The sequence below is a fragment of the Streptomyces sp. HD genome (assembly GCF_028369295.1).
In the GTDB taxonomy this organism is placed as follows: Bacteria; Actinomycetota; Actinomycetes; order Streptomycetales; family Streptomycetaceae; genus Streptomyces.
In genome coordinates this window covers 1-15,380 of record NZ_JAQMYP010000073.1, presented here as the reverse complement: position 1 = coordinate 15,380, position 15,380 = coordinate 1, and the positions used below count along the sequence as shown (strand labels likewise).

Genomic DNA, 15,380 nt, shown 5'->3' with positions numbered 1-15,380 from the left:
GGGCATGACAGCGGATGATGCCACAACGGCGAACCCGGTGACCCTGGGCAGCCGCGGTGCTCTGCGGGCGCATTGCGGTGATTAAGCTCCCGCCCATGAGTGAGGGAGACAGAGGTCCCGGCAGACGAGTCGTCGACGGGCGCTTCGAGCTGGAGGCCCGCCTCGGCGGCGGTGGGATGGGGACGGTCTGGCGGGCCAGGGACCTGGTGCTGCACAGGCTGGTGGCGGTCAAGGAGGTCCGCCCGCCCGACCGGGATCTCGCAGAGTACGACCCCGACGGCGCCCGGATGCTGCGCGAGCGGGTGCTGCGCGAGGCCAGGGCGCTGGCCCGGGTCGACCATCCGAACGTCGTCACCGTCCACCACATAGTCGACGGCGGTGACGGCACCTACCCGTGGATCGTGATGGAGTTGGTCAGCGGCGGCTCGCTGGCGGACCGGCTGGCCCGGGGGCCGATGCCGCCGGCCGAGGCGGCGCGGATCGGCCGGGGTGTGCTGGCCGCGCTGACCGCCGCGCACGACGCCGGGATCCAGCACCGGGACGTGAAACCCGCCAACGTTCTGCTGCGCCCCGACGGACGCCCTGTCCTCACCGACTTCGGCATCGCCGCGATCCGCGAGGCGACCAGCCTCACCGCCACCGGCTCCATCATCGGTACGGCCGACTTCATGGCACCGGAACGCATCTCGGGGCACGAGGGAGGACCCGCCTCGGACCTGTGGTCGCTGGCGATGATGCTGTACACCGCGGTGGAGGGCCACCACCCGCTGCGCCGGGGCACCACTTTGGCGACTCTCGCCGCGGTCCTGCACGAGGACGTGCCGCCGCCGACACGTGCCGGTGCCCTGAGCGACGTCCTGATGAGCGTGCTCGTACGGGACCCGTCTGCGCGGCCGTCCGCCGCCGCGCTGGACATGCGGCTGGCCGAGGTCGAGGTGGGAGCAGAGGCGGAGGTCGGAGCGGAGGCCGAGGTCGAGGTCGCGCGCGGGTCGGCCGGCCCGGTGGTACGGGACCAGCCCACGTCGTATCCACTGCACCCGCCTTCCACGCCGGGCTTCTCGGCCCCATCCCACACAGCGCCTGCCACATCCGCTTTGCCGCCGACCGCGGGCGGCTTCGGACCGATGCCGGTCCACCCATGGCCGGGTCAGGCTCCGCGCCGGCCGGTGACCACGCCCGAGCGGGTGGCACGCCGCCGCGGCCCGGGACGGCCCGCCCTGCTGAGCGTCTCGGGAACCTCGCTCGCCGGCGCCCTGGTCCTGCTGTGGTGGCTGCTGCCCTTCGGCGGCGACTCGGGGAACCAGGATGACTCGGGTGCGGGTGGAGCCTCCTCTTCCACGTCGTCCTCCGTGTCGTCCCTGAAGCCGACCGCCCCGGTGACCGGCGTTTCCGCCCCGGCAGCCCAGCAGACGGGGGAACCGACGACCGGCACCCTGCTCGCCCCGGACTCCATCCGCACCGTCATCAAGGCGTTCGAGAAGGAGACCGGCCGCGACAGGTTCGGCGACTTCACCGTCTACCCCGAATACGCGTCGGCCTGGCTGATGGTGAACGGCAGCGACACCAAGTACGACTCCTACACCTACCGCCCGGGACAGGGCGTACAGAAGGGCATCATCAGCGGCACGCTGCCCAGCACCAAGACGCCCCTCAGCCTCGACGGCTACAAGTGGGACCGGGTACCCGCGCTCTTCGAAGAGGCGGACAAGAAGCTCAACGTCGACGACCCGGAAACCCGATACCTGACGGTGCGACCGCCCAGCGACGTCTGGGACACCCCGGCCGGAATGGCCGTCTACCTGAGCGGAAAGTACAACTCCGGCTACCTGGAGACCGACACCCAGGGCAAGGTGACCCGTGTGATGCCCGCAGAGGACTGACCGACGCGTCGGGCCATCGGGTGCGGCTGCTCCGAATGGCCCCCCACGGCGGGTGCTCCGCGGCACGGTGTGTCACAACGGGCGTAAGCCCCGGCAGATCAGGAGTTCTCCGTGCCCTTCGTTCCTTGCATCAGCGTGTCCGACACAGCCGCCAGCCTCTCCTTCTACAAGAAGCTGGGCTTCGACGCCGACTCCAGCTCCTCGCGCCCGGGGGACGACATCCACATGCTCCTCCGCGAAGGGGAGTTCTGCTGCATGATCTACCGCAACGCCGACCTCAAGCAGTGGCTCCCGGTCCTCAAGGACCAGTCCCTCGGGTTCGCCGGCATGTTCTACTTCGCCATCGACGACCTCGACGGCTTCTACGAGCTCGCCTCCCAGCACGCCGAGGTCGTCAAGGAGATGACGACGGACGAGACCGGTCAGCGCATGTTCTACATCCGCGACCTCGACGGCTACGTCATCGGATTCAACGACAAGGCCGCGTTGCAGGCCAGCGATCTCGGTGCCAAGTACGCCGAGTAGTCCGGCCGGAGGTCGAAGGGCGGCGGGTGCGTCAGCGTCGCCCATGGCTGAACCGCTTCTCGTGCCCGACCTCTCCCGCTCGCACAGATTTCGATTAGGTGAGGCTAATCTTTGTCGCGCGCGGGTAGGTGGAGACAGCTCCGCAGCGGCGAGCCCCCGCGGTCTTGAACTGTCGGCCACGGGTGTCACCGTGGCCTACGAGGGCGTTGACGTCGTACACGACGCTTCACTGACGCTGCGGCCCGGCGAAGTGACCGTGCTGGTGGGGCCGAACGGCAGCGGGGAGTCGACGATGCTGCGGACGATCGCGCGGTTGCAGCGGCCCAGGACCGCCACGCTCGTCGTGCAGCGGCAGCGACGCGCTGGCGCTGAGCCCTCGTGAGTTCTCCCGCCACGTGGCCCTGCTGACGCAGGGTCGCCCCACCCGCGCACTCGCGGGTTGGACACGTCCGCGTCTCCCGGTCGCCGTACTGCTCGGCGCCGCACTCGTCTGCACCGCGGACCTGCTGGGCCGCACCGCGATCGCGCCCGCCCGACTAGGCGCGGGACTGATGACGGCCGTGATCGGAACCCCGTACTTCCTCCATCTGCTGGTGCGCAGCCGCCGGTAGAAGGGGCGCCGGGCGTCGGCGTCGTGGCGGAGTGGCGGATTGACGACTGACGGCGCGGTGGCCCGGCGTCGCGGCGGCGGTGGGGCGAGTCAGGCGGTGTCTTGAGGCGTCGGCGGGGGAGAGCGCGGGCGGCCGACGGGGCAGAAATGGCCTATGGACGAGGGGTGGGCAGCAATCACGGCCGGCGCGGTGAGCCTGCTGGGAGCGTCGGTGGGCGGGTTGGCCGCGATCATCGGAGCGCGGATAGGCGCGGAGAAGAACGCGACCTCCGTGCTCGACCAGACGATCCAGCAGGCACACGCCGAGCGCAGACAATGGATCCGCGACCAACGCGCCCTCGCCTACGAACAGTTCCTGACCGCCTGGGACGAATACACCTTGGCCAGGGGCCGATTCCACTTCGAACGGCCGCCGACCTACGACAACTTCCGGCTGGTACAGGAATCGGGCGGACGCCTCCATACGGCCGCCTTCCGCATCCGGGTCGTCAGCCCCGAAAGCGTCACCACGCTCGCCGAGGAAGTCCTGGGCAACCTCACGGCCATGGCAATGCCGGACGAGGTGCGGTCACATTGGGACGTCGCACTTTCCCGTTTCCGCCAGACGGACGACCCCGAACTGCAGCAGAATCTGATCAGAATCGCGGAGGAAATCCTCTACCGGGGATCCTGGGACGGAGCAATCGACGTGGCCCCTCAACGGCACCGTTTCCTGCAGACCGCGGCCGAGGCCCTGGAAGCCTCCTGGCACGCCGATATTCAATGTGCGCCGCGCGGAAGAGGCCGTACCGTGCCGCGGTGACCTTTGGAACGTGACGCGGCGGACATGAGCAGCACCGAAACGACACAGGCGACGCCCACAGCGCCCGCTGCCTCAGTGCACGTGCCATCCCCGACCCTTCCTCTGGTGTGGGGCCGCGCTCGGGCGGCCCCACACATACGGGGCCGCCCGAGCGACGAGGTGGTCAGTTGGCGAGGCCGCAGTCCTCGATGACGATCTTCTTGCTGGTCGTGCCCCCACGGCTGCCGAGGGCCTCGATCGTCTTGACGACGTCCTCGCCCTCGACGACCTCCCCGAAGACGACGTGCTTGCCGTCCAGCCACGGCGTGACGACGGTCGTGACGAAGAACTGCGACCCGTTGGTACCGGGACCCGCGTTGGCCATGCTCAGCAGGAAGGGCCGGTCGTGCTTCAGCTGGAAGTTCTCGTCCGCGAACGTCTCCCCGTAGATGCTCTTGCCGCCGGTGCCGTTGCCGTTGGTGAAGTCACCGCCCTGCAGCATGAACTCCGGGATGACCCGGTGGAAAGGGGCACCCTTGTACCCGAACCCGTGCTGACCCGTCGCCAGCTCGCGGAAGTTGCGTGCGGTCTTGGGCACGACATCGTCGAAGAGCCGGAAGACGATGCGGCCGAGGTCCTGGCCGTTGGCCGAGACCTGGAAGAAAACGTTCTCGTTCATGCCCTCTATTGTCCACATGGGGTGCAGCGGGGTCGAAGAGGCCTGGCATGTGGGTCGTCGTCTGTCCGGTAGTCCGTGTATGTGCTACTTCACAGCGACCTCGCGAACGCCGGGTCGGCTCGAAGTAAAACCCGATCACCGACCGGCAGCTCCGCTCATCGCGTCGTCGTTGTCAGCCGATGAGGGCTTGGGTGATCTGCCAGGCGGGGCTGCGCGGCGACTGGGGGAGGGGGGGCTGACGGCAGCGCATGCGGCATACCCGTTCAGGCCGGTGGCCAGGGCCAGCCACGCCCCCCTCGCATCCAGGTCGCGTCGTCCACGCCGAGCACATCTCGGCGACCCGCGTTGCACGGTCCCGGTCGGACAACGGATGGCGGGGCCGCCGGACGGACACTTCCGCGCCCGTGACCTCGAAGGGGCCATGGTGGTGGCCGCCGAACTGCCGCGTCCACGAGCGGACCCCTGCCACCCCGGGGGAGCGGGCGACCTGTTCGGTCAGCCTCCGCCCCGCCGCAACCACCTCGGGGTCGGTCATGGCACGGTCTGTACGAAACTCCATGTGCAGTTGCGGAAAGCCCCACCCATAGCGCTGCGTCATCGTCCGGTCCGCCCGGAAGGAGTCGCTGCCCGGATCCAGATATCCGCCACTGCTCGTGCGCAAGCCCACGGGAAGGGACAAGGGCAGGCAGAGCACAGCCGCAATGCACATCACACCCCCGCTGCAGCTTCTAATTCCAATTGACGAAAACTGGGGGGGCGGTCGCCGACCACCCGTAACGACTTCGCACAGATGCGATCGGCCCAGCGATTCAATGATCGCTCAATGGCGTCCCTCAAGCGATTTGCTGCTCGCGCGGAGCACCGGTCTCAGGCCACGGAAACGGTCCTGCCGTCCATGCATTCCGGGGGGGGCTCACACCCCCGACGGCCTGCACGACACGACACGCCACCTCCACGCGCCCCTGTGTGCCGACAGCCGCGGTGAATACATCAAGGCTCCAACCCAGTTGCGCGAAGCGGCATTTTATGACCTCTTCCGACGGCCGATACGGTCGGATTTATGGAGTCGAATTTGCCTACAGCCGAAGAACTCGCCGCTGCCTTGCGTGCCGGTGAAGTGACCTCGATGGAACTGACCGATGAAGCGATCGCCCGTATCGAGCGGGAGGACAAGGCGATCAACGCGATCTGTGTGCCGGACTTCGACCGTGCACGGGCCGCCGCGCGAGGTGCCGACCAGGCGCGCGCCCGCGGCGAGGACCGGCCCCTGCTCGGCATCCCGGTGACGGTCAAAGAGTGCTACAACATCGCCGGGCTGCCCACGACCTGGGGCATGCCGCCGCATCGGAACTACATACCGGACGAGGACGCGGTGCAGGTGTCCCGGCTCAGGGCCGCAGGCGCGGTGGTGCTCGGCAAAACCAATGTGCCCTTGGGGCTGCAAGACATCCAGAGCTTCAACGAGATCTACGGCACCACCAACAACCCGTGGGACCATCGGCGTACGTCGGGCGGATCCTCCGGCGGCTCGGCGGCAGCCCTGGCGTCCGGATTCGGCGCGCTGTCCATCGGCTCCGACCTCGCCGGTTCGTTGCGCACCCCCGCGCACTTCTGCGGCATCTACGCGCACAAGCCGACCCTCGGGCTGGCGGCGAGCCGCGGAATGGTCCCGCCGCCCGGGCCGGCCCTGCCGGTGGAGCACGACCTCGCCGTCGTCGGTCCGATGGCGCGCACCGCTCGCGACCTCACGCTCCTGCTCGACGTCATGGCCGGACCGGACCCGCTGACGCTGGGTGCGGCGTACCACCTGACGCTGCCGCCCGCGCGCCACGAACGGCTCCGCGACTTCCGGGTCCTGGTCCTCGACGAGCATCCGTTCATCCCGACCGGGTCCGCCGTGCGGGAGGGCGTGAACCGAGTGGCCGACGCGCTGGTCGACGGCGGCGCCCGGGTCGAGCGGGACAGTCCGCTGCTGCCCGATCTGACCGAAGCCGCCACGCTCTACAGGCAGTTGCTGTTTTCGGGCTCCGTCGCACGCTTTCCCGTCGAACCGTACGAGCAGCTGCAGGCCCACGCCGCCGCACTGAGCGCAGACGACCAGAGTCTCGATGCGGCGCTGCTGCGCGGCATGGTGTTCAGCCACCGCGACTGGATCGAGGCGAACAGCCGTCGCGAGCTGCACCGCCATGGCTGGCGGCAGTTCTTCGCCGAGTTCGACGCCGTGGTGTGTCCCATCACGCCCACTCCCGCGTTCCCGCACGATCACAACCCCGACCCGATGAAACGTCGGATCGACATCGACGGCGTCGAGTACCCGTACTTCGACCAGCTCGTCTGGGCCGGTCTGGCCACGATGCCCGGCCTACCCGCCACGGCCATACCAACGGGCAGGTCCCCCGAGGGTCTGCCGGTGGGAGTGCAGCTCATCGGCCCGATGTTCGAGGACCGCACCCCGCTGCGGCTGGCCGAACTGCTGGAGCAGGAGATCGGCGGCTTCCAGCCGCCGGAGGTGGGCAGGGGAGTTGTGGCGCCCACCGATGAAGGAGCCTGAGACAGCACGGAAGATGCAGGTCTGCAGGGGATGACGGGCGCCGCGAGTGGCCGGCTTGGCCCTGTGTGAAGGCCTCGCTCATGACGGTGCGGAAGCCGAGCAGCCGCACCCCTAGGACCAGGACCAGGTGAACGAGAAGGGCGCCCGCTCCCTGCGTATCACCGGAGCGGGCGCCGTCGAACCATCAGGTCGTAGCGCACTCGGGTCCCGGGGGATTGGCCGTGGCATCCCCCGGGGGCGGTTCATGAAGTGGCGTTGGGAAGTGGCGCTGATCGATGACGTCGGAACGCCGGGGCGTCGACGTCACATGGCGGCGGCCTTGGGTACTTCGGCGCGAGGTGGCTGCCGAGGGCGTCGACGTCTACGCGCAGCCTGGCGCACAGCTGCCGACCGGGTTACCGGTGGGGTGCCGGGACGACGATGCCGTCGAGCGCCGACGGGGGTCTCCCGAGGCGTCAGAGCATCAGTAGCAGCCGCGTGTTCGGTACGAGCTTCCGGTTTACGCTGGTGCTCTGCACGAAGATCGTGAAATCGTCGTTGTGGTCCGGCTTGACGCGAGCTTCCGTGTCGGGCAGGCCGAGCAGGGCTCGGGCCTCGGGCCCCGTGTACACCCGATCCGTCTTCTTCTCCAGCACCGCGATCTGCTTCTGCGCCTGGATCTTCTCCGACTTGCTGAGCTGGTAGAACGCGCCACCGGTCCGGTAGGTGTGCCCGCATTCGATGACCCAGTCCCGGATCGCGGCGGCACGGGCCACCGGGATCAGCTGGTACTCCGACGGATTCACCGGGGTGAGGCCGGCTGCCTTGATGGTGTCCTTGTTGACCGCATCCGCACCGGTGGAGAACACCGCCCGCGATCCGCGGATGCCCTGGGCGCGGCCCACCATGAACTTCTCGGTGGCCTGCTGGATGACCTGCCCGGCCTCCTCCAGGCCCTGTGTGCTTGTGGCGTCCCAGATGGCGATGTTGTCCTTCGGGAACCCGCACTGCATGGCCTCGCGCTTGCCCATCTGGTCCGGCACAAGGACAGCCAGTGTCCAGTTGTCCTCCTGTGTCTCGATCATCTTGGCCACGGCCTCGACCAGTTCACGCGGATCCCTGCTCAGGGCGTCCGGGCAGCGGTGACTTGCGTTCTCCTGACCGTCGGTGAGCACGAACGTCAGGAAGCTGTGGTCTCCGTACAGTTGAGCCGTCTGCGCAAGCTCCCGCTGCGACTTGAGCGTGGCCGCCAGCAGCGCCGTCATTCCACCGACCCGGTACATCTGCTTCAGGGACGGCATCCGCAGCACGTCCTTGTCGTAGATGACGCACTCCACCTTGTCCGCGAACACGTACACCGTGACGCGGGTCTCCTGATCCAGTTCCTGGGATCGGCGGGCCAGATAGGCAATCTGCTGGTCGGCGACCTCGACGACCTTGTGGCTCAGGTGCGACATGGACGAACTGGCATCCAGCACGAGGGCAACGTGATTGATGTAGTTCTGGCTTCCGGACATGACAGATCCCCCTCTTGTCTTGCCGACTCGATGCTTCGATGTTCTCACCCACCACTGACAATCGATCTTGACTGCCGGCCTGGACGAGCGGCCCAACCGGCCGCCGGCGCCGCCCTGACACAGCACGAGGCCCCGGCCGCCGCCACAGCCCGAGGCTTCCCTGTGCCCTGGGGCGTCCGAGGCCTGACGAGGCCGCCGCGGCACGGCGTCGCCGCTTTCTGGGCCTCGGAGCCGGGAGTGGGGGACCCCGACAAGAACGGCTGGCCATTCTTCGACGAGCTGTACGACCAGACCCCGCACAAGTCGACCGAGCGTTCTATTGATCCGAAACGGTAGGTGCTCTGGGTCGTTGACCCCTACGTGAGTGAACTGGTGGGGGAAGCACGGCAGTTGTCGCCGTCGGCGGAGGCCCTTTGCTGTGGGCGGTGGACCACGTCACCGGCCCTGTGACCTGGGGCCGGCGGGGCAGCTGTGGACGCGTGCTGGTCTGGGGGATCTGATCGCGAAGCTGTACCGGGTGCGGCTGACCGAGCGGGGCGTGGCAAGTACCTGCGCCGCTGGGCCTGTCGTTCCAACGCCCGGAAAAGCGGGCCGTCGAGCAGGACCCCGAGGCTGTGCGGGTCTGGCATGAGGAGACGTGGCCGATGATCCGCGCGAAGGCGAGGACCGAGGGCGGCGAGGTGCTCTTCGCCGACCAGCTCGGCATTCCCTGCCCGCGTACTCGCCGGAGCTGAACCCCGACGAGCTGGCCAACGCCGACCTCAAGCGCAGTCTGCCCCTGCACAGCAGGGCTCGTGGCCAGGCCCAGTTCGCAGCCGAGACCCGCCGGTTCTTCCACCGCCGTCAACGCCAGCCGCACATCGTCGGCGGCTACTTCGGCGGCCCGCACGTCCGCTACGTCCTGGAATAGAACCCTTTGAGTTTCGGGTCAATGCCGGCATCAGGCCCGGTATGCGCTCGTACTCGCGCAGGTACCGCCGCCCGGAAGCAGAGGCCGGCGCCACCGGCCTGACCGGTGGCGCCGCCGTTGTACGCCCGGACGCGATACGTCAGTTGCGCTAGCGTCTACCGGTCTTCGGCTTGATCCCGACGATCCAGCATGACTCGTTGTTGCTGTACCTCTGCTTCACGAGCCGGAAGCATGCAGCTCGCTCAGCAGACAGGAGCCTGAGCCCCTGAGCCGTTGCCCGGTTCTCCCGGATCTCGAAGTCCATCGCACCCTCGGGCTGGGGGTGTTGCGACGATCACTAGAACGACAGCCGCGGGGAGGGCGGGCCATCGCCGGATTCAGCAGGCGCAGTCCCAGCGCAGCGACTTCCAGGTGTTGGGCCCGACGATGCCGTCGGGCGTGCTGTCGCCCATCCACCGCTTCTGGTACCACTTGACGGCCTTCAGGGTGTCGTTGCCGAAGTCGCCGTCGATCGCGAGACGGCCCGAGTAGTGCGACGCCTTGATGAGGGCCTGGATCTCCTTCACCTTTTTGCCCCGGTCGCCGAAGTCGGTGTAGTCGGTGCCCTTGTAGTAGCCGCAGTAGTAGCCGATTCCAGTGGTCATGGGGCAGTTGGGGGCGGCGCTGACGCCTGCCGATGAGGCGGCCGGCGCCGTGGCCGGTGGTGATGCGCTGACGCATGGTCATCGTCGTCATGGAGCACGGTCCTTTCTCGAAGGAGCGGGCCGGGTCCCCCCGTTGGGTCCCCCGACGGCCCGCCGAGAGATGCGTACTTGCGGCATAACGGTATGGAGGGTCGACCGGGTCGGCGTCTCCTGCTGGTTTGATTCCAGGCGAAACCAGAGCGGTAGGCGACGAGCCGCCTGCAACCACGGCGGTAGAGGGTGGCTGTCATCCAGGTCTCAGGCGAGGGGGGGCAGCCCGGTGCGCCGGTGGTCATTGTCGAAGCTCACCGGGCCTGCTGCACAGCAGGGCTCGTGGCCAGGCCCAGCTCGCAGCCGAGACCCGCCGGTTCTTCCACCGCCGTCAACGCGAGCCGCACATCGTCGGCGGCTACTTCGGCGGCCCGCACGTCCGCTAAATCCTCGAACAGGCCCCTTTGAGTTTCGGATCAATACTGGACAGCGAGTTGGCCACGGCCGAGCCGAATCAGCTCCACTACCGCCCCGAGAACGGACGAACGGTGCTTCGCTCGCCCACGCTCAGGGTCGGCAGAGCTGCCGGTAGGGGACTTCGGGGAGGAACCTGTTCCAGGCGGCTGGGGAGAGTGAAGCTCCGGCACGTGTGCACACCGTGTCGACGGCTCGGTCCGGATCGATGTCGTACTTCTGCCACGGCACGTGTTCACCGGCGGCGTACAGTGTGCCGCCGTCCGGGCTGAAGGCCAGGGACAGGATGCCGTCACCCGGAGTGGGCAGGGCGGGGCCGAGGGGTTGCTGGGAGGTCACGTCCCACAGCTGCACGGTGCCCTGGTTCCCGGCGATGGCGAGGGTGGTGCCGTCCGGGGAGAAGGCCACCACGGTCGCTTCCTCGGGTTCGCCGGGTGTGGCGCGGGAGAGGGGGCCGGACAGCGTGCCCAGCGGCGTGCGCAGGGCGCCGTCCCACAGGGACACCTCCCCCCAGCTTTTCGCCGCGCCGATCCGGCGCCCGTCCGGGCTGAACGCGAACTGGCAGGCGTCGCACTGGCCGAGTTCGCTGGGCAGGGTCCTGCCGTCGGACACCCTGATCAGGGTGCCTGTGTCGGTCAGGAGCTTCGTGCCGTCGGCGCTGAGCGCGCCAATCGACTGGACCGGCTCATCGCTGTTGCCACGGTCCGGCTCGGGCAGGGTGCGCAGCCGCTTTCCGCTGCGGGTGTCCCGGACCGTGATTCCGCCGGCCCCGTCGGTGGTCATCACCGTCCGGCCGTCCGGGCTGAGGGCCAGCGCCATGAAGACGAGGTCCGCGTTCCCGGGGGTGAGTTCCGTGACCTTCCGGCTTCTTCTCGTGTCCCACACGCGGATCCGGTCCGCGCCGTACGAGAGCGACTCGCGCAGGCCATAGGCGAAGCGGTCCCCGTCGGCGCTCAGCGACATCGGCAGGAGCGCGTCGTAGTCCTCGGCCTGCGCGGACCGCTGCGGCCCGGGAGCGTCCGCCATGACCTTGCCGCTGCGCCCGTCCAGCAGAGTGAATCGGTCGGTCCGGGCGCTGGCGTGGGCCAGGGCCAGCGTGCTGCCGTCCGCGCTGAACGCGGCGTTGTTGACGGCCTGCGCACGCCAGGACGACGTGACGGACCGGCCCAGATCGAGGGTGTGCACCACGGGTCGGGTACCGGCCCCGCTTCCCACGTAGCGGATCGCACGGGACTTCATGTCGATTCCGACCCCGTCGGAGGCGGCGTACTCGTCAGCCAGAGCGTGGCGGAAGACGGGAGCGTGGGGCCGGTCAAGGCGCCAGAGCAGAATCTCGTTCCTGCCCGCGCCTGCCACGAACTTCCCGTTGTCACTGAAGACGTACTCCTCCGGGGATGTCTGCCGGAGCCGGGGCAGTTCCTTCCCGGAGGAGAGCCGCCAGCGCCGCAGTCCCTGCCCGTCCACCACCGCCAGGGTGGCTCCGTCGGGGGAGAACTGCAGGCTCGACAGGGTCGGGCAGGGCACCTTCGTGATCCACTCGGCAGCCGACCGGCGGTTCTGGCGCAGGTCCCACAGCTCGACGTGACCGCCTTTGCCACAGTGGGCCAGCAAGCGTTCGTCCGCGGTGACGTCCACCGCCTCCGGCGGGCTGATACCCGGGCCGGTGCGTGTGAGCAGCCGCCCGGTGCGCGTGTTCCACACCTCTATGCCGCGGTCGTCGATGCCGAAGTACATCGCCCGTCCGCTGCTGCTGAATCCCATGGAGAACATGGTTTCGGCAGCGCGGGAAGGCCCGAAGGCGGGGCCACGGTACCGTCCGGTGCGGATGTCCCACAGCCGTACCTGCATGCCGTGGCCCGTGGGGACGGCGAGCGCCGCGCCGTCGGGGCTGTGCTGGAGAGGGCCGCCTGCCTCCGGGGCCGCGTGACGCGGCAACGCACGGTAGGTGCCGGTCACCCGGCCAGTCTCCGCGTCCCGCACCGTGATGCGTCGCTTCTCGATGCGGGTGAAGGTGCGGCCGCCGTCGCTGAGGAACTGCTGGGCGTAGTAGTCGGACGGCGGCGGCTCGAACCTGGCGCGCTCCCGCTGCTCCAGGGAGCCCAGCAGTGCCGACTCGGTCTCCGGAGTATGGCTCAGTTCCCAGGCGGCGACGCTGAGTTGGAGTGCCAGCCGTGGGTCGGAGGAGCGCAGCGCGTTCGCCGCGGTGGCGGCCTTACGGGCGGCGGCGAGGACCCGCTGCCGGTCGCTCTGCCGAGTCTGCTGCCAGGCGACGACGCCCGCCAGGAGGGCGAGTACTACCACAGCGGACAGTGAGCCGACAAGCGTACGCAGTCGGCGTGCGGCCCGGGCCGCCGCCCGCCGCTCCTGATCGCGTGCTGCGGCACTCGCGCTGAGGAAGTCCGCCTCCAGCACGGTGAGGGCGGCGCCGTGCCCGGGCGAGGCGAACGCCTCCTCGGCCGCGGCCAGCCGGGTGCCGCGGTACAGGGCGCCGGGTTCGCGTGAGAGGTCGTCCCAGGCGCGGGCCGCCTCGGTCAGGCGGCGGTGGACCCGCAGCTGCTCTCGGGCCTCCTCGATCCAGCCAAGCAGCCGGGGCCAGGCGGAGATCAGCGCCTCGTGAGCGACGTGGACGGTGTCGTCGTCGAGGGTGAGCAGCCGGGCGCGGGCCAGCCGGTCCAGGACGAGGGCGATGTCGTCCTGGGACGCGGTGCCGAGATCGAGTTCGCTCCGGTCGACGGGGCGCCGGGTGTCCTGGGAGCCCTCGCCGGGGGCGATCAGCCGCAGCAGGATCAGCCGGGCCAGCTTCGCATGGTCGGGGGAGAGCCGGGTGTAGATCTCCTCGGCGGTCTGGGCGATGGCGCCGTGCACGCCGCCCGCCGCCTCGTACGCCTCCATGGTGAGCGTACGGCCGCGGCGGCGCCGCCAGGTCTCCCGCAGGGCGTGCGACAGCAGCGGCAGGCCGCCCGGCTCACCCCCGGCCTCGTCCACGAGGCGGGCGGTCAGCTCGCGTTCGACGATCAGTCCGGCCGACTGCGCGGGTCTGACGACGGCCTCGCGCAGCTCGGCCGGGCTCATCGGTCCCACCGGCAGGTTGGCCGCCCGCAGGGCGTCGGCGAGTTCGCGGTGCTCGGCGCAGCGCCCGTAGAAGTCGGCGCGTACGCCGAGGACGACGCGCAGCCGGCTTCCGGGCTCGGCGGCGGACAGCAGGCGGGCGAGGAAGCCGGCCCGCTCCGCGGTGTCGCGGCAGAGGGTGAAGACCTCCTCGAACTGGTCCACGACCAGCCAGGTGTCCCCTGCGCCCGGGGCTGGTTCGCACACCCTGGCGTGGGTGCGCAGGGGATGCTCGCCCGGGGTGAGGATCCGCACCGCCGCCGGCCGGTGCGGTCCGTCGATGCTGCGCAGGCGGGGAATCAGCCCCGCTCGCAGCAGGGATGACTTGCCGCTGCCGGACGGTCCGAAGACCGCGAACACGCGGTGCCCCGCCACCGCGCGGACCAGCGCATCGGTGACCTCGTCCCGGCCGAAGAAGAGCTCCGCATCGCCCACCTCGAAACGGGCCAGGCCACGGTAGGGGGAAGAAGCGGTCTCGTCCGACGCCAGGTCCCTCAATCGGGCCTGCTCAGCGACGGCCTCACGCCAGCGCTGCTCCCACTCCGTCTCCTCGCCCTTGCAAGCCCGCACATAGGCCAGGGCCACCGGCAGAGAGGGCAGTTGCTCTCCTCCCGCAGCCCTCGACAGGGTGGAGACCGAGACCTCCACCTGACGGGCCATCTGCCGGTAGGTGATGCCGCCCGCTTCCTGACGCAGCTTGCGCAACTCGAACGCAAACCGCTGAACCGGCCCCAGCCGCGGATCGAGGTCCGCCTCCGGCCGCCCCATAGCGCTTCCTCCCCCGTGCCGCCTCGTGACCAGCAGCGGCGTCTCATCCCACCACGCGCCCCACCGCCGCAAAAGGCGCCATCCCGCCAACCCAAGCCTGTGACCTGCTTTGTTTCACGCCCACGACATGGCTGTGCAACAACCCCGGGACCGCTGGACTCGGTCTCGGACGCCCCGTCGCCGCCTGCCGCAAGCACGAGCGGCAGGGTGCGCGCCGCACCGGGCGTCCGGACCGGAGCAAACGAATCAACCGGATCAAAGAGTTCGAACAGATCAGACAGATCAAAAGACCGAACAGATCAAACGGATCACAGCGGAGAATGAGGTCTCAGTGACATCGAAGCTGCAAACGGGGATCATCACCCTCGTGTCGAGTGCCGTCCTCGCGGGCGGCGGTGCCGTCCTCGCGGGACCCGCGGCTCAGGCAACGGAGCGCTCGGGTGATCGGGTGGCAGCGGTGCCGGACCCCGGCGTGACCAAGTCGGTCGGCGGTGGCAACTGCACGTACACCAATTGGGGCGGCACCTTCCTGTGCAAGAGCCAGGTCAGGCACAAGCTCCCCAACGGGCACTGGCAGGTGTTCGTCATCGGCACCAACAAGCAGGCGTACAGCCGCTGGTCATCGCCGGGCGGCGGCGTAAGCAGGTGGACGCCCCTTGGCGGGCAGTGCATCAAGCCGGGCCAGCGGTCCATCGACATGGCATGGGTGGGGACGAACAAGTGGAACTTCGCCATCACCTGCATCGGCACCAACAACAAGCGCTACTACAGCGAGCGCTTCGCCGGGCATGACACCGGCGGGCGCGACGGCCACTGGAGCAAGTGGCGCCTGAACAAGTACTGACAGACAGGCACACCGCGCAGAACCGGGGGGGGCCCCCCGCCCCCGGCGGCCCCCCCCCCCCCCCCCCCCTTTTTTAATCC

At 69.2% G+C, this 15,380-nt stretch carries 12 protein-coding genes and 2 pseudogenes; 9 read left to right on the top strand and 5 right to left on the bottom strand.

Annotated features, from left to right (window positions below; genetic code table 11):
• Positions 1-95: 95 nt before the first annotated feature.
• From POF73_RS41520 to POF73_RS41500, 5 genes and pseudogenes are all read left to right on the top strand, one after another.
• Positions 96-1,880: a serine/threonine-protein kinase gene (locus POF73_RS41520; RefSeq protein ID WP_272124592.1), complete on the top strand. Its 1,785-nt coding sequence runs from the start codon at positions 96-98 to the stop codon at positions 1,878-1,880.
• Positions 1,881-2,015: 135 nt separating this feature from the next.
• Positions 2,016-2,405 (top strand): VOC family protein, encoded by a 390-nt coding sequence (locus tag POF73_RS41515; RefSeq protein ID WP_272124591.1) that lies wholly within the window; start codon positions 2,016-2,018, stop codon positions 2,403-2,405.
• A gap of 190 nt (positions 2,406-2,595) precedes the next feature.
• Positions 2,596-2,787: an ATP-binding cassette domain-containing protein gene (locus POF73_RS41510; RefSeq protein ID WP_443049740.1), complete on the top strand. Its 192-nt coding sequence runs from the start codon at positions 2,596-2,598 to the stop codon at positions 2,785-2,787.
• A 43-nt stretch (positions 2,788-2,830) separates the two neighbouring features.
• Positions 2,831-3,016: pseudogene (locus POF73_RS41505) on the top strand (iron chelate uptake ABC transporter family permease subunit); the annotation flags it as partial.
• Between the two features lie 153 nt (positions 3,017-3,169).
• Positions 3,170-3,817 carry a hypothetical protein gene (locus POF73_RS41500; RefSeq protein ID WP_272124590.1) on the top strand — a complete coding sequence of 216 codons (648 nt, stop codon included), beginning with the start codon at positions 3,170-3,172 and terminating at the stop codon, positions 3,815-3,817.
• 163 nt (positions 3,818-3,980) lie between these two features.
• Here the strand turns inward: POF73_RS41500 and POF73_RS41495 are convergent, their stop codons facing one another.
• Positions 3,981-4,475 (bottom strand): peptidylprolyl isomerase, encoded by a 495-nt coding sequence (locus POF73_RS41495; RefSeq protein ID WP_272124589.1) that lies wholly within the window; start codon positions 4,473-4,475, stop codon positions 3,981-3,983.
• Between the two features lie 1,060 nt (positions 4,476-5,535).
• On the opposite strand from POF73_RS41495, the gene POF73_RS41490 reads away from it, so the two are divergent.
• Positions 5,536-7,026 (top strand): amidase, encoded by a 1,491-nt coding sequence (locus POF73_RS41490; protein WP_272124588.1) that lies wholly within the window; start codon positions 5,536-5,538, stop codon positions 7,024-7,026.
• 455 nt (positions 7,027-7,481) lie between these two features.
• On the opposite strand, the gene POF73_RS41485 is transcribed toward POF73_RS41490, so the two are convergent.
• Positions 7,482-8,522: a vWA domain-containing protein gene (locus POF73_RS41485; RefSeq protein ID WP_272124587.1), complete on the bottom strand. Its 1,041-nt coding sequence runs from the start codon at positions 8,520-8,522 to the stop codon at positions 7,482-7,484.
• A gap of 557 nt (positions 8,523-9,079) precedes the next feature.
• Here POF73_RS41485 and POF73_RS46420 point away from each other — a divergent pair.
• Positions 9,080-9,124 (top strand): annotated as a pseudogene (locus tag POF73_RS46420) (hypothetical protein); the annotation flags it as partial.
• A 35-nt stretch (positions 9,125-9,159) separates the two neighbouring features.
• The gene (locus POF73_RS41480; protein WP_272124586.1) at positions 9,160-9,432 is read left to right on the top strand and encodes a hypothetical protein; all 273 of its coding nucleotides are present in this window, start codon (positions 9,160-9,162) and stop codon (positions 9,430-9,432) included.
• Between the two features lie 377 nt (positions 9,433-9,809).
• On the opposite strand, the gene POF73_RS41475 is transcribed toward POF73_RS41480, so the two are convergent.
• The 3 genes from POF73_RS41475 to POF73_RS41465 all read right to left on the bottom strand — a co-directional run bounded on the left by POF73_RS41475 (position 9,810) and on the right by POF73_RS41465 (position 14,456).
• Positions 9,810-10,076 (bottom strand): peptidoglycan-binding domain-containing protein, encoded by a 267-nt coding sequence (locus POF73_RS41475; RefSeq protein WP_272124585.1) that lies wholly within the window; start codon positions 10,074-10,076, stop codon positions 9,810-9,812.
• A gap of 344 nt (positions 10,077-10,420) precedes the next feature.
• Positions 10,421-10,543: a hypothetical protein gene (locus tag POF73_RS46415; protein ID WP_443049739.1), complete on the bottom strand. Its 123-nt coding sequence runs from the start codon at positions 10,541-10,543 to the stop codon at positions 10,421-10,423.
• 130 nt (positions 10,544-10,673) lie between these two features.
• Positions 10,674-14,456 carry an nSTAND1 domain-containing NTPase gene (locus POF73_RS41465; protein WP_272124584.1) on the bottom strand — a complete coding sequence of 1,261 codons (3,783 nt, stop codon included), beginning with the start codon at positions 14,454-14,456 and terminating at the stop codon, positions 10,674-10,676.
• Positions 14,457-14,823: 367 nt separating this feature from the next.
• Here POF73_RS41465 and POF73_RS41460 point away from each other — a divergent pair, with 367 nt between their 5' ends.
• On the top strand, positions 14,824-15,300 hold the full coding sequence (locus tag POF73_RS41460) for a hypothetical protein (protein ID WP_272124583.1): 477 nt from the start codon (positions 14,824-14,826) through the stop codon (positions 15,298-15,300).
• Positions 15,301-15,380: the final 80 nt, after the last annotated feature.

Bases quoted from the DNA above. Each gene is read 5' to 3' on its own strand.
- POF73_RS41520 (WP_272124592.1), top strand. From the start codon at position 96: ATGAGTGAGGGAGACAGAGGTCCCGGCAGACGAGTCGTCGACGGGCGC.
- POF73_RS41500 (WP_272124590.1), top strand. From the start codon at position 3,170: ATGGACGAGGGGTGGGCAGCAATCACGGCCGGCGCGGTGAGCCTGCTG.
- POF73_RS41495 (WP_272124589.1), bottom strand. From the start codon at position 4,475: ATGAACGAGAACGTTTTCTTCCAGGTCTCGGCCAACGGCCAGGACCTC.
- POF73_RS41490 (WP_272124588.1), top strand. From the start codon at position 5,536: ATGGAGTCGAATTTGCCTACAGCCGAAGAACTCGCCGCTGCCTTGCGT.
- POF73_RS41485 (WP_272124587.1), bottom strand. From the start codon at position 8,522: ATGTCCGGAAGCCAGAACTACATCAATCACGTTGCCCTCGTGCTGGAT.
- POF73_RS41475 (WP_272124585.1), bottom strand. From the start codon at position 10,076: ATGACCACTGGAATCGGCTACTACTGCGGCTACTACAAGGGCACCGAC.
- POF73_RS41465 (WP_272124584.1), bottom strand. From the start codon at position 14,456: ATGGGGCGGCCGGAGGCGGACCTCGATCCGCGGCTGGGGCCGGTTCAG.